The following is a 13,176-nucleotide window of genomic DNA, read 5'->3' as shown; positions in this document are numbered from 1 at the left end:
GCCTCAGGCTAAACCAACAAAGGCCCGTCCGGAGCAATCCGGGCGGGCTTTTGCTTTGCCCATTTTGCTTTGGGGGGCGAATAGGTTTATCCTCGGTCGATGCTCGAAATTCATCAGTTCGCCTGCCTGTCCGACAACTATGGTTACCTGCTCCACGATCCGGACAGCGGGGAAACCACCTGCATCGATACCCCTGATGCCGATGCCTATCTGCGCGAAGCCGGGCGCAAAGGCTGGCAGATCACCCATATCTGGAACACGCACTGGCACCCGGATCATGCCGGCGGAAACGCCGCGATCAAGGCGGCGACGGGTTGCACTGTGATCGCACCCGCGGAAGTTGAGCGGATCGCTGCGCCGGACCAAGTGGTGACGCATGGCAGCAAGGTGACCCTGGGTGCCTATACTGCCGAGGTGATCGACGTATCAGGCCATACCAACGGCCATATCGCCTTCCATCTCGCCGAAGCTGGCGCTGCCTTCGTTGGCGATGCCGTCTTTGCGCTGGGCTGCGGGCGGATGTTCGAAGGCCAGCCGGACCAGTTCTGGGCCAGCCTCTCGCGGATCAAGGCGCTGCCGCCGGAAACCCTGCTCTACTGCGCGCACGAATACACGGCATCGAATGCCCGCTTCGCCCTCCATGCCGATCCGGACAATGCTGCACTGCAGGACTACGCCGCCCAGATCGAGAAGGCGCGCGCGGCCGGCAAGCCAACGGTGCCGACGCCGCTATCGCGTGAGCTGGCCACCAATCCATTCCTGCGGGCCGACGATCCCGCTTTGGCAGCCCGTTGGGGCGGCGGCGATGCCGTGTCCACCTTTGCCGCGCTGCGTGCCGCCAAGGACACCTTCTGACCGCAATGCAGGCGCTCCAGATTCAGACGCTTTCGACCGACCTATCTGGCTGTGCGCTGGTCGATCTGCCCATTCCGAAGCGCGAGCCGGGCGAGGTGCTGGTCAAGGTCCACGCCGCCTCGCTCAATTTCCCTGACCTGCTGATGACGCGCGGGGAATACCAGTTCAAACCGGAAGTGCCGTTCATCGCTGGCCTCGAATTTGCGGGCGAGGTGGTCGACGCTGATCCCGACAGCGGCTTCAAACCCGGCGACGGGGTCTATGGCGGCAACAAGACCGGTGCCTTTGCCGAATATGCGGTGGTGCCGGCCCGCGCGCTCTCGGCCATGCCGTCGGGGATTGGCATGGTCTCCGCCGCCGCCCTCGGCGCGGCCTATGGCACGGCCTATACCGCCCTCGTCGAAATCGGCGCACTGAAGGCCGGGCAATGGGTGCTGGTCCACGGTGCCAGCGGCGGCGTGGGCCTGGCCGCAGTGGAGCTGGCCAAGCGGCTGGGTGCCCATGTCATTGCCACTACCGGCTCGCCTGCCAAGCTCGCCGCCCTGCGCGCAGCCTGCGATGCCGAGGCCGTGATCCTGGCCGAGGGCCGGTTCCGCGAGCAGGTGGCCGAACTGACCGGCGGGCGCCTGTGCGATCTGGTCTATGATCCGGTCGGCGGTGACGTGTTCGATGAGAGCACCCGCTGCGTCGCCTTTGGCGGCAAGCTGCTGGTGATCGGCTTTGCCAGTGGCCGAATTGCCGAAATCTCGACCAATATCCCGCTGATCAAAGGCTTCTCGGTGGTCGGCGTGCGCGCGGGTGAATATGCCCGCCGCTTTCCCGAGCGCGGCAAGGCCATCCGCGAGGCCGTGGCGACACTTGCCGCCGATGGCCGGCTCAATCCGCACATCGACCGGATCCTGCCGCTCAGCCGCTGGGAAGAGGCCTATGCAGCGATGGCGACGCGCGGGATAGTCGGCAAGGTCGTGCTCGAACCCGGCAAATGAAAAGGGCGGCTGTTAGGCCGCCCTTTGCAAGTGCAAGTCTGAGAGCCGGGATCAGATCCCGCCAATCGCCTCGTCGACCAGGCTCTTGTCGGCCTTGGCGTTATGGTTGGCAGCAATCAGCTGGCGCGCGGCGCTGGCCGCGGCATTGGCCGCCTTGGCGCGCAGTTCGGCAATTGCACCGCGTTCGGCAGCGGCGATCTTGTCTTCGGCCATCTTCTCGCGGCGCTTGATCAGCGCCTTGGTATCGACCTCAGCCTTGGCGACGATCGCGTCGGCTTCCGACTTGGCGTGCTCGATCATCGCGGCGGCATCCTTTTCGGCGCCCGCGATCTTGTCAGCATATTCCTGGCGCAAGGCTTCTGCCTCGGCACGCAGGGCCTTGGCTTCGTCGAGCTGCTTGCGGATCTCGGCAATGTTGTTGTCGAGACCCGAAGTGATCATCGCCGGGACCTTCTTCCAGATCGCGACAAGGATCAGCACGGTCATCGCCAGAGCGACCCAGGTGACCGGGCCCAGGCCAAAGGCCTCTGGGGCAGCGTGGGCTGCGCCGTGCTCGGCCGCTTCGGCAGCTTCGGCCGCAAGAACGAAGAGATTAGCCATTGAGCGCTTCCTTCACCGCAGCCGTGGCGGCCTTGGCATCGACCTTAAGGCCGCCAGCCACGCGGGCAACGATATCCCCGGCAGCTTCGGCGGCGACCTTTTCGATTTCCTTCAAGGCACCGCTGCGCGCAGCGGCAATCGCAGCTTCGGCTTCGGCCAGCTTGGTATCCAGCTTGGCATTGGCCTTGGCCAGACGGGTTTCGCTGGCCTTGGCCGCTTCGAGCTTGGCCTTGGCGATCAAGGCCTGGGCTTCGGCACGCTGGCGGTTGGCCTGGGCGCGCCAGGCCTCTTCCTCGGCATCGGCTGCCGCGCGGGCAGCTTCGGCCGCGGCCAGATCGCTGGCGATCTGCCGGTCACGCGTCTCGACGGTCGCCATGACCTTGGGGACCATGCCCCGGCCAATGACGAAGAAGATGAAGCCGAAGAAGATCAGCATCCAGAAGATCTGGCTGGACCAGGTTTCGGCAAGTTGCGCGATTTGAGGCATTGGGGCGTCCGCAGTCTGCCCGGCCAGCCCCGTCCAAAGGACGGAAGCCAGCCGGTCGGTCAGTCAATCGTAGGTCTTAGGCGACGAAGATCAGGATCATCGCGACGACGAACGAAAGCAGGCCCAGAAGTTCCGCGGCGGCGAAGCCGATGAACAGGCGGCCCTGCTGGCCGTCAGCCGCGCCCGGGTTGCGCAGCGCGCTTTCCAGGAACGAACCAAAGACGTTGCCCACGCCGATGGCGGCCATGCCGGCGCCGATGGCAGCGAGACCAGCACCGATCAGCTTGGCGCTTGCAGGTTCCATTTCGATAACTCCTTTTACGAATATTCGTGTGGTTGGATTGGACTTAGTGAAGGTTTTCGGCGTCGTTGAGATACAGCGAAGTCAACAGCGCAAAGACGTAGGCCTGGATCCCGGCAACCAGGATTTCCAGGGCGCAGATCGCGATCATCAGCGCGAAGCTGAGGATCGAGACCACCGGGCCGATGCCGAGGCCGGCATTGACACCGTTGATCACGAAGCCCGACAGCACTTCCAGCAACACGTGCCCAGCCATCATGGCCACAAACAGTCGCAGGCCGAGGCTGAAGGGCCGCACCAGGAAGGATACCAGCTCGATCGCGAAGATCAGCGGGATCATTACCAGCGGGGTGCCATGCGGCACGAACAGCGAGAAAAAGTGCAGCTTGTGCTTCCAGAAGCCGACGATCAACACGATCGCGAAGCTCATCACCGCCAGCACGCCGGTGGCGGTGAAATGGCTGGTGAAGGTGAAGGGGTGCACGCCAACCAGGCCCAGCGGCATCAGGCCGAGGATGTTGGCAAACAGGATGAACATGAACAGCGAGAAGATGTAGGGCACATACTTCTTGCCGGCCGGGCCGATATTGGCGGCCAGCAGGTTGTCGATGAAGCCGGTGAAGCCTTCGACCGCCATCTGCCAGCGGCCGGGAACCAGCTCCCGCTTCATCCCGCCGGCGACGAAGATCAGCAGCGCAACGGCCGCGATCGCCATCCACAGCGAGGAATTGGTGAAGGCAATATTGTAGCCCGCGATCTGCCAGTGATCGGTGCCGAACATCGGCTCGATCGTGAACTGGTGCATCGGATCGACTTTAGCCGCTTCGGCCACGCGACGTACCCTTCTTGCTCAATTCATATGCAACCAGCGCCCCTCTGGCCTAAAGCAAGGTCAATCAGGGCGCCGGGACGAAATCCGGATGATGTTCCTGAAGGCGACGAAGATCCCGAGGGACATCACCGCCAACAGACCCCAGGGGGTGGTTCCGGCAAACTGGTCAATGACCCAGCCGATAAACGCACCGCCACCGATTCCCCCGATCAACTCAGCCAGGACACGGTTGCCAAGGCGATAATTCGCATCGGTTTCCGTGCCCAGACCTGGCTTGTTGCGCTGCTCTTCCCGCTCGCGTGCAGCCTTGAGCCGCGCTTCGAGCGCGTTGACCCGCGCATCTTCACCAATGGGGTCTCGGGCAGGTGGCTCGTCGTTCATGCCAGTCTCCTAATGCGGGAGCGATGGACAAGGGCAACGGCTGCCCGCCGAGGGCACCGGCCCCTTAGGTGGGGGCAAGCCCTGAGTCAACCGCCGCCGAAGGCGGTATAACCGGCTCCGGCGGCTTAAAGTTTAGCCCTGTGGCGAGGCCGAGACAGAATCAGGGACAGCGGGGGTCGCGCAAGGGCGCTGCAGCGGTACGGGTCTGCCAGGATCCGTCCGGTGCCTGGTACTTTTCACCCGCGACGGTGCGAGCAATCGCCTGGCAGCCGGCCGAGAAGGCATATTCCTCGATCGTGGCGCCGTTAGCCTGAGCGCGCTCGGCATAGACGGCCTTGCGCTTGATGTTGATATCGTCGGCCAAGCGGCGCACTTCTGCGCTTGGCGCGCTGGGGAAGCCAAGATAGCCATCGACCTTCTCACCCACCTGGCCGCTGGCGCGTGCCGCGGCATAGGCCGGGTCGCGCTGCTGTGCAGAAGCGGGCGCGACCAGCGCCAGTGCGGCAAGCGCGGCCCAGCCCGCCCCGGCCAGGGCGCTGCGTTCGATACGGGCTGCAATCTTGATCATCATAAGGTCCTTAGAAGATATTGGGATTGTCCTTGATCGTGTTCCCGGCATCGGCCGCGAGACGATAGACAACCTCCTGCTTGATATTGATATTCAGCTCGATGACGATCGGCTTGTCCGGCGCATTTACCGAAATGCAGCCCGCCAGCGTCATCGCTCCGCTAATCAGCATCAATCCTTTCATTCCGGCAGTCCGGACCATTCCGAACAGCCCTGACCGCCCCTGCCGTGATGCCCCTTGTTCCATCGCGGAACTTGTCGCAGCCCGGACCGGCTTGGTCAATTGTTGTGGCTTCATGGCACTTTCCTGCTGTCTGGGGGCTGAATATCGGGAGGTAACGGTGGGGGAATTACAGGCTGGGTTATCGGCTTGCCATCCTTGTCAACCAGCCCCAACTCGCGCGGATCGCGGACATAGGTCGGGTCGTAAAGCGAGCGGAACGAATGCAGCAGCCGCTGGAACGGCGCGCGGATGTTGATGTTGAAGCGGATCGGCAAGCGCCCCACCTCCCGCGTGACGAAGTTGCGCTTGGCTCCCTCGCCCTGCGTCACCCCGTCAATTCGCAGGCGCGTGAAGATTTCGCCATCAAGTTCGCCGTCGAGCCCGATCGTCATGCCCTTGAAATCGAGCGAGCGCAGCGACTGGAAGGCGAAATTGGCCATCGCGCCCATGTCCTTGTAGGTCAGCGCACCAATGTAAGACAGGTTCCCGCCCGGCGCGCGGGCAACCAGCAGTCCGCCTTCGATCCGCCCGCCATCCTCGTCGAACACCAGCGGCAGCTCGCCATCGAAGACTCCTCGAGCCGCCATGTTCGACATTTCAAGCTGCTGGACGAACTGGGCGGCATCGGCCCCCACCACCTTCAGCGTAAAGCGCCGCTGTTCGGCAGCGCCCAGCGTCAACCGGGTTGGCAAAAGGTGCAGCTCGCCATCAACGAATGGCCATTCGGCGCCATTGACCACCAACAGGCCATCAGGTTCCAGCTGGAAACTCAGCTCGCCTTCGAAAACCTCGATCCCGGGATTGATCGAGGCGATTTTGAGCCGTTGGTTGGGCGCGGTCACCAGTCCCAGCAGATCGGTGAATTCAACCGTGCCGCTGACCCCGTCAACCGGGCCAAACGCGGCCGCGAAATTGAACTTGTCGGTCGTGAAGCGCCCGGTCGAGGTCACGCCGTCGCTGGTCCAGTCGATCCGGCCAGCCCCGTTGACCAGGCCCTCGGCATTGGCAATCACACCCAGCGCCAGGTAGGTTAGCGTGTCGGGTTGGAGCTTTTCGTCAAAGACCAAGTTGCGAACCGCGAGATCGGCATGGCCGCGCCCGCTCGTAAGGTCATGGGCAATGATCGCCTCGGTCACCACTCGGTCGGACTGAGGTTCGCGCAGCGCGGCGAAGGCGGCGATGCGGTTGTTCTCAAGCGTCAGCGTGGCGTCCCGAGCGATGACGGGGCGGAAGCGGTCATCGACCTGCCGATCCTCAAGCCGGAACAGTCCCTCGCCCAGGCTGAGCCTGCCATCGGCATAGCGCCAGGTTCCACTGGCAGCGAGAATGTCGAGCGGCACGGCGGCCAGGCGGGCCTCAGCCCCGGCGAACGTGCCTGACTGGACATCGCCGAGGCGACCCGTGAGCGACGCGATGGTGAACCGGTTCGCAGCGCTGATCTGGCCTAACGCAACATCGACATTGCGCGCCACCAGCGCACCCGGCCAGGCGAACCCGACCGCGGCGGAATTGAGCAGGATCGGGGTCTGGCCAAGCCGGCCCGACAGCGCCAGCCGTGGGACCCCGGCGGCGAAGCGGGTGCCGGCCGCATTGCTGGTCAGGATTGCGCGACCGGGCGCCGGGCACAGCGTCAGCGCCTTGGCGTCAAGCGTCAGACTGGCATAACGCAAAGTGTCAAACCGCAGCGGCGTGCAGCCACGCCACAGGGCCAGGCCCCGACGCGACGACCAGTTGCCGTCGACCGGCAGGATCAGCCCATCAACCCTGCCCCCCGGCAGCGCGCCGGAAACTGTGGCCCGGCCCGCCAGCCCGGTCCCGCCGTCGGCGCGGCGGACCACGATCAGTTGCGGCAAGGCGACGGCAGCATCGCCGTCGCGGTATTCCGCCATTGCCAGCCGCGCCTCAATCACGCCGCCGGGTCGACGTTCGACCTGGCCCGACAAGCGCGGCAAGCCCTGCCCGCCCGTGCGCAGGTTGCCGGTCATCCGCAGGCCGCCCCGCCCGCCCAAGGAAAGTTGCCCGCGCGATAGGACCAGCAGATCCTGCCCGCTGGTGCCGGTTAGCTCCAACTCGGGCACGATCAGGCTGGTCAGATCGCCGTTGCGGCGGAGCGTGAACTCAGCAGCGAGCCGGCTGTCAGCCCCTTCACGGCGCAGCCCGGCACGAAGCCTGGCCAATAGCGGCGCGCCCAAGGTTCCTGCGGCGGACTGCTCCAGCTCGACAAGCATGCGTTCCAGTGCCGGTCCCGGTCGCAGCCCCTGGCCGCCAAACTGCCCCTCGCCCTCGAAGCGCCCCAGTGTGCCGCGACTGCGGGCTGAACCAGCAAGCGTCAGCCTGCGCGCTGCGAGCTGCCCGCTCAGGTCGCTCGCCTGCAGGTCGTATCTTGCCGCTAGCGCCGTGGCACTGGCCGAGAGTGCAAGGTCTCCGCCGAGCCGGGCGACCCGTTGCCCTGCCCAGTCAAGCGGGCCGCCCGCCAGTTTGCCACTGGCGGTCAGGCTGGAAAGATCGGCTGGCGCCTTGAGCTCCGCCTGCAGTGCCAGTTGGCCAATTGCCAGATCGCTGCACCGGGCCCCGCCCAGCCGCAGCGGACCGCTGAACTGCGGCACGCCGGCATCGCTCATCACCTTGCCAAAGGCGCTGACATTCGTGAGCCGACAGCCGTCCAGCCGCAATTCGGGCGCGATTGCCGCCAGCTCCCCGGCAAAGGCCTTGCGCAGGTTCCCGCGCCCCTCTGCCTTGATCCCTATGGGGCCATAGTCGGAGTCGATCCGCGCGCGGCCATCTTCCAGCCGCAAGTCGAAGTCCGGCAGCCCCGGCGCGCGTTGGGGGCCAGGCGCGAACAGCACCTTGTCGAGACTGCCGAAGCTGAGTTTCCCGGCCTTGTAAGATCCGTAGAGCCGTGGCTTGACGAGCCGGACCGAGCCGATGGTGGGCAGGCCCAATGTTGGGACGATATGGATCTCCACTCGCTCGGCGGTGAAGTCCGGCTGAGCTGGATCGCCGACGACTACGCCGCTGATCACCTGGGTTAGCGGCCCTACCTTCTCCAGCTTATAGGTGGCCGGGAGACTATACTGTTCAAGCTGCTTGCCGATGATTCGGTGGGCCAGGTTCTCGCGCTGCAGCCAGAGCGCGACGAGGCCAAGGGCAAGCACGGCAAGAACAATTGTCAGGATCAGGGGCCGGCGCCGGGTTCTGGACGCCGGGGCAGCTTCCGCCGCATTTTCCGGTAGTTCGTCCTCGGCCGTCGGCATCGTTCCTGCTTGCGCGTTCGGGCAGCGAAAGGCAATGCAGCATCGACAAAGGGAGATGGCGTGAGCGACGAAGAGTCCGCCGAACCGCATCACGGTACCGGCCACCGGGCCCGGCTGCGCGCGCGGCTGCTGGGTGGCGGGGCCGAGGCGCTCGCCGATCACGAGGTCATCGAATACCTGCTCATGCTGGCGATCCCGCGCAAGGATGTGAAGCCGCTGGCCAAAAGCCTGCTTGCGCGGTTCGGCAGCCTGGCCGGCGTGCTCAATGCCGATGCCAAGGCCTTGGCACTGCATCCCGGCATGGGTGAAACCAGCGCGGCGGCGCTGAAGATCGTGGCGCTCGGCGCCCGCCGCCTCGCCCGCGCCGAGCTGTCCGAGGCGCCGGTGCTGGCCAGCTGGCAGACCCTGATCGACTACCTGACGATCGACATGGCGCACCTCACGCATGAGCGGGTGCGGGTGCTCTATCTCGACACCCGCAACAGGCTGATACTCGATCATCTGGAAAGCGAGGGCGCGCTCGATGAGGCGGCGATCCACCCGCGCAATGTGGTCAAGCGAGCGCTTGATGTCGGGGCAGCGGCGCTGATCCTGGTCCACAACCACCCGTCCGGCTCACCCGAGCCGAGCCGCGCAGATATCCAAATCACCAATCGCATCGCCGAAGCCGGGCGGCTACTCGGGATCGTGGTCCATGACCACGTGATCGTCGGCCGTCACGGCCATACCAGTCTGCGCGCCAAGGGACTTGTTTGAAGCGATGCCTGAGAATGCTGCTCTACCGATGCTGACGGGCGTCAAGGTCGTCGATCTGACCACCGTGGTCTTCGGCCCCTATTGCACCCAGATCCTGGCCGATCTGGGGGCCGAGGTGATCAAGGTGGAAACCCCCAGCGGCGACGTGCTGCGCTGGGCGGCAAAGAGCGCCAAGACCAAAGGCATGGCGCCGATCTTCTTTGGCTTCAATCACGGCAAGCAGTCGATCACGCTCGACCTGAAGCAGCCGGAAGACAATGCCGTGATCAAGGCGCTGCTGGCCGATGCCGACGTGTTTGTCGCCAATGTCCGTGGCAAGGCGCTGGAGCGGCTTGGGTTGGACTACGAGGCCGTCAAGGCGATCCGGCCGGACATCGTCTATGTTCACTGCGTCGGCTTTGGCCAGGACGGCCCCTATGCTGATCTGCAGGCCTATGACGATGTGATCCAAGCGGCAGGCGGGGTCACCAGCTTGCTGCCACTGGTCGATGGCAATCCGCAGCCGCGCTTCATGCCATCGCTGATTGCCGACAAGGTCTCCGGCCTCCACGCGGCTTATGCGACAATGGCCGCATTGTTCCACCGCGAGCGGACTGGCGAAGGGCAGAAGGTTGAAGTGCCAATGCTCGAATCCTTTGCCAGCTTCATGATGAACGAGCATCTGGGCGGACTGACCTTCGATCCGCCGGTCGGCCCGCCCGGCTATGCCCGCCAGCTCGACCCGGAACGCCAGCCGTTCCGGACCGCGGACGGATATATCGTGATCGTCGCCTATACCTATGAGTCCTGGGACGTGATCTTCGCGATCCTGGGTGAGCCAGACTATATCATGGACCCGCGCTTTGAAGGGCCGGCCAATCGTGCTGCCGCCATGCCCGAACTCTATCGTCATATGGCCGAACTGACCCCGAATTTCACCACGGCCCATCTGCTCAAGGCCTGTCATGCCGCGCAGATTCCAGCCCAGCCGGTCAACGACATTGCCGGCGTGCTGGCAGACGAACATCTTAACGCGGTTGGCCTGTTCCGGCAGCGCGAGCACCCCACTGAAGGTACCTATCACGAGATCGGCCAACCGGTCCGGTTTGGCGCGATGCCCAAAACCAAGCGCCGTGCGCCGCCGCGGCTCGACCAAGACGGTCAGGCGATCCGCCGAAAGCTGGACGGCAAGGCCGACTGACCATGTGCGTCGCCGCTCTTTCCTGGGCCGCGCATCCGCGTTGGCGGTTGGTCGTGACAGCCAACCGCGACGAGTTTCACGCGCGCCCAACCGCGCCGCTGGCTCGCTGGGACAATGGGGTAATCGCCGGGCGCGATCTGGAGGCAGGCGGGACCTGGCTCGGACTGAACGAGGCCGGGCGGCTTGCACTGGTTACGAACTTCCGGCTGCCGGGTTACCCCAAGCCAGGCCTGGCCTCGCGCGGCGGGTTGGTAGTGGACTGGCTGCTGGACCGGCCGGATCCCGATGGTGCAAGGCTGAACCCGTTCCACTTGCTGCGGATAGGACCGGGCGGGGCCAGTCATGTCACCAACCAGCCGCAAGCCGGCTCCCAGGCCCTTGCGCAGGGCCTGCACGGGGTTTCCAACGGGCACTTCGATCAGCCTTGGCAGAAAACCCAGCGGTTGACTGGTGCGCTGGGCGATTGGCTGACAGCGGGGAGCGATGATCCTGCCGGTCTTTTCGCCGCACTGGCCGACGAGACCGAGCTCCCGCCCGAGGTCGACAGCGAAGGCCCAACATCGCCCTTTAGCCCGGTGTTCATCCGCAACGCAACTTACGGAACGCGCTGCTCAACCGTCGTTCTGGTTGATGCTGCCGGGCATGGCACGATCATTGAGCGCCGCTTCAGTGCCGATGGCGAAAAATGCGGTGAAACCGCGCTCGAATTTCTCTGGCCCTAGGCGAAGTGCAAGCGGCGGTACTTGCCGCGGAAGTACAGCAAAGGATCGCGGCGCGGTTCGAACTGGGCGCGGACCACTTCGCCAACCAGGATGAAGTGATCGCCGCCATCGTGGATCGCATGGCGCTTGCACTCGAAGGCGCCCAGCGCCCCGTCGATCAGCGGCATGCCGGTTTCGCCTTCGGTCCAGGCAGTGGCGGCGAAGCGGTCCTCGCCCTTGCCGGCAAAGCGGTTGGAGGTGGCCTGCTGGCTGACTTGCAGCATGTTGACCGCAAAGTGCTCGGCCTCGCGCAGCACGGGCGCCGAACCGGCCGTATTGGCCACGCAGACCAGCAGCAGCGGCGGATCGAGCGAAAGCGAGGTGAAGCTGTTGGCGGTGAGGCCGATCGGCGTGCCATCCCCGTCGCGCGAGGTGATGATAGTGATGCCGGTGGCAAAACAGCCCATCGCATCGCGCAGGGTGCGGGCATCCGATCCGGCGCGGAATTCCGGCGCGGCGCGCGGTTGCTTGCGGTCCAGGAAATCGAGCAGGTGCGAGAGGAACGCCTCGGTCCGGTCGGTCACGACCAGCAGGTCGGCATCGGCCACCTCGACGCTTTCGGCATTGGGCAGCGCCGCGTCGAAGGCCGCGCTAGCGGGGGAGCGCTCCATCCACGGCAGGCCGCCACGCACGACCAGGGTCGGCAGGTTGAGCTTGGGTGCGGCCTCGGCCAGGCGGTTCTCCAGATCGTCAAGGTCGATCTGGCCAAGCACCCGCTCATCCCACAGCTTCTGGTCATGCCCGCGCAGCGCCGCCAGCCGCTCCGCAATCGCCTTGGCCAACCCCGGATCGCGCCGCGCTGGCATGTCCACCAGCACCAGACCGGCCGCGAGGTTCGCCGCATCGGTTGCAAGCGCGACCGTTGCGATCCAGCCGCTGCTGGTTGAGGTGACGACCACCGGCCGCGTGCCGAGCTGGGCGAGGACAGCGCGCAGGTCCTCGATATGGGATTCCAGGTCATAGCGCCCGCTCTCCGGCCACTCGCTGCCGCCATGGCCGCGCAGATCGAGCGAAACGACGCGGCGCCCCGCCTGGACCAGGGCTTCGGCCACGGTGCTCCATTCGCTGCGGGTCTGGCCGGCGCCGTGGACTAGCAGGATGGTCGGATCATTCTCGTCGCCGATCGCTTCGGCCTCAAGCCGGACGCCGCCGAAGCCCTTGAAGGTCAGGATTGTCATTGCGGGTCTCCGGTTCGGCCCTGCCAACGGGGCGGGCGTTTTTCGGCAAAGGCGCGCGGGCCTTCGCGGGCATCGTCGCTGCTGCGCCAGGCGGCAAAGGCGGGATAGTGTTCCTGGCCAGACATGGCCGCGGCCAGGCTTGGCTCTTCAAGCCCGCGCAGCACGGTTTCCTTCGAAGCGCGGACCGACATCGGCGAGCACTTGAGGATCTCACCGCACCAGCGGCGCGTAACATCCAGCAGCTCTGCATCGGGCACGACTTCGTTGACGAAGCCCAGCGCCAAGCCTTCCGCCGCCGAAGCACGCTTACCGGTCAGGATCATGCCCATCGCCGGCTTCATCCCGATCTGCCGCGCCAGCCGGTGCAGCCCGCCGCCCAGCGCCACGGCGCCGACGAGCGGCTCCGGCAAGGCAAAGCTGGCGCTCTCGGCAGCGATGATCAGATCGCAGGCCAGCGCAATCTCGAACCCGCCGCCCATGGCCACGCCGTTGACGGCCGCGATGAACGGCTTGGGGCAATCGAACCGTTCGATCAGCCCGGCATAGCCATGCGCCGGGTAGGAACGGTGCCCGCTCGCTGCGACGGCCTTAAGGTCGGACCCGGCGCAAAAGCCCCGCCCCTCCCCCGTGATCACGCAGATCTCCTGCGCGGGATCGGCGGCAAAGGCGTTGAAGGCCGCCTCCAGCTCATCATGCATGTCGGGCGTGATCGCATTGAGCGATGCCGGGCGCGCCAGGGTGACCGTAGTCACGCCGCCTGCCCTGTCGATCCGGATGTTCTCCATGTCCGCTCCGATGCAGCGCCGTTTGACCG

At 65.3% G+C, this 13,176-nt stretch carries 15 protein-coding genes; 5 read left to right on the top strand and 10 right to left on the bottom strand.

Annotated features, from left to right (window positions below):
• The first annotated feature begins 99 nt into the window (after nucleotides 1-99).
• Together gloB and FRF71_RS10310 are read left to right on the top strand one after the other, a co-directional pair.
• Nucleotides 100-855, top strand: coding sequence for a hydroxyacylglutathione hydrolase (gene gloB, locus FRF71_RS10315; RefSeq protein WP_147090573.1), 756 nt, complete (start codon nucleotides 100-102; stop codon nucleotides 853-855).
• Between the two features lie 5 nt (nucleotides 856-860).
• Nucleotides 861-1,841: an NADPH:quinone oxidoreductase family protein gene (locus FRF71_RS10310; RefSeq protein ID WP_147090572.1), complete on the top strand. Its 981-nt coding sequence runs from the start codon at nucleotides 861-863 to the stop codon at nucleotides 1,839-1,841.
• A gap of 51 nt (nucleotides 1,842-1,892) precedes the next feature.
• On the opposite strand, the gene FRF71_RS10305 is transcribed toward FRF71_RS10310, so the two are convergent.
• The 8 genes from FRF71_RS10305 to FRF71_RS10270 all read right to left on the bottom strand — a co-directional run bounded on the left by FRF71_RS10305 (nucleotide 1,893) and on the right by FRF71_RS10270 (nucleotide 8,487).
• The gene (locus tag FRF71_RS10305) at nucleotides 1,893-2,441 is read right to left on the bottom strand and encodes a F0F1 ATP synthase subunit B family protein (protein WP_147090571.1); all 549 of its coding nucleotides are present in this window, start codon (nucleotides 2,439-2,441) and stop codon (nucleotides 1,893-1,895) included.
• Complete coding sequence (locus FRF71_RS10300) at nucleotides 2,434-2,928, bottom strand: F0F1 ATP synthase subunit B family protein (RefSeq protein WP_147090570.1); 495 nt, start codon at nucleotides 2,926-2,928, stop codon at nucleotides 2,434-2,436. The genes FRF71_RS10305 and FRF71_RS10300 overlap by 8 nt, the downstream gene beginning before the upstream one ends.
• Before the next feature lie 76 nt (nucleotides 2,929-3,004).
• Entirely contained in the window at nucleotides 3,005-3,232 is a 228-nt protein-coding gene (locus FRF71_RS10295) for a F0F1 ATP synthase subunit C (protein WP_054122335.1), read from the bottom strand.
• Nucleotides 3,233-3,275: 43 nt separating this feature from the next.
• Nucleotides 3,276-4,061 carry a F0F1 ATP synthase subunit A gene (locus FRF71_RS10290; RefSeq protein ID WP_147090569.1) on the bottom strand — a complete coding sequence of 262 codons (786 nt, stop codon included), beginning with the start codon at nucleotides 4,059-4,061 and terminating at the stop codon, nucleotides 3,276-3,278.
• Between the two features lie 60 nt (nucleotides 4,062-4,121).
• Nucleotides 4,122-4,442 (bottom strand): AtpZ/AtpI family protein, encoded by a 321-nt coding sequence (locus tag FRF71_RS10285; protein WP_147090568.1) that lies wholly within the window; start codon nucleotides 4,440-4,442, stop codon nucleotides 4,122-4,124.
• Nucleotides 4,443-4,602: 160 nt separating this feature from the next.
• Nucleotides 4,603-5,010 carry a YdbL family probable chaperone protein gene (locus FRF71_RS10280; RefSeq protein WP_147090567.1) on the bottom strand — a complete coding sequence of 136 codons (408 nt, stop codon included), beginning with the start codon at nucleotides 5,008-5,010 and terminating at the stop codon, nucleotides 4,603-4,605.
• A gap of 10 nt (nucleotides 5,011-5,020) precedes the next feature.
• Nucleotides 5,021-5,308: a YnbE family lipoprotein gene (locus tag FRF71_RS15790; RefSeq protein ID WP_420359380.1), complete on the bottom strand. Its 288-nt coding sequence runs from the start codon at nucleotides 5,306-5,308 to the stop codon at nucleotides 5,021-5,023.
• Entirely contained in the window at nucleotides 5,305-8,487 is a 3,183-nt protein-coding gene (locus FRF71_RS10270) for an intermembrane phospholipid transport protein YdbH family protein (RefSeq protein WP_161597944.1), read from the bottom strand. The genes FRF71_RS15790 and FRF71_RS10270 overlap by 4 nt, the downstream gene beginning before the upstream one ends.
• Nucleotides 8,488-8,547: 60 nt before the next feature.
• On the opposite strand from FRF71_RS10270, the gene radC reads away from it, so the two are divergent.
• The 3 genes from radC to FRF71_RS10255 are packed head-to-tail and all read left to right on the top strand — an operon-like array spanning nucleotide 8,548 to nucleotide 11,145.
• A complete protein-coding gene (gene radC / locus FRF71_RS10265; RefSeq protein WP_238339183.1) occupies nucleotides 8,548-9,243 on the top strand; it encodes a RadC family protein in 696 nt (231 codons plus the stop codon).
• A 28-nt stretch (nucleotides 9,244-9,271) separates the two neighbouring features.
• Nucleotides 9,272-10,423, top strand: coding sequence for a CaiB/BaiF CoA transferase family protein (locus tag FRF71_RS10260; RefSeq protein ID WP_238339180.1), 1,152 nt, complete (start codon nucleotides 9,272-9,274; stop codon nucleotides 10,421-10,423).
• A gap of 2 nt (nucleotides 10,424-10,425) precedes the next feature.
• The gene (locus tag FRF71_RS10255) at nucleotides 10,426-11,145 is read left to right on the top strand and encodes an NRDE family protein (RefSeq protein ID WP_147090563.1); all 720 of its coding nucleotides are present in this window, start codon (nucleotides 10,426-10,428) and stop codon (nucleotides 11,143-11,145) included.
• Here FRF71_RS10255 and FRF71_RS10250 read toward each other — a convergent pair.
• Complete coding sequence (locus tag FRF71_RS10250) at nucleotides 11,142-12,362, bottom strand: alpha/beta fold hydrolase (protein WP_147090562.1); 1,221 nt, start codon at nucleotides 12,360-12,362, stop codon at nucleotides 11,142-11,144. The two genes, FRF71_RS10255 and FRF71_RS10250, sit on opposite strands and share 4 nt — an antisense overlap.
• Nucleotides 12,359-13,147, bottom strand: a complete 789-nt coding sequence (locus tag FRF71_RS10245) for an enoyl-CoA hydratase-related protein (RefSeq protein WP_147090561.1) — start codon at nucleotides 13,145-13,147, stop codon at nucleotides 12,359-12,361. The genes FRF71_RS10250 and FRF71_RS10245 overlap by 4 nt, the downstream gene beginning before the upstream one ends.
• Between the last annotated feature and the right edge of the window lie 29 nt (nucleotides 13,148-13,176).

Source organism: Novosphingobium ginsenosidimutans, from assembly GCF_007954425.1.
Lineage (GTDB): Bacteria > Pseudomonadota > Alphaproteobacteria > Sphingomonadales > Sphingomonadaceae > Novosphingobium > Novosphingobium ginsenosidimutans.
This window is presented reverse-complemented; position numbering and strand designations above follow the sequence as displayed.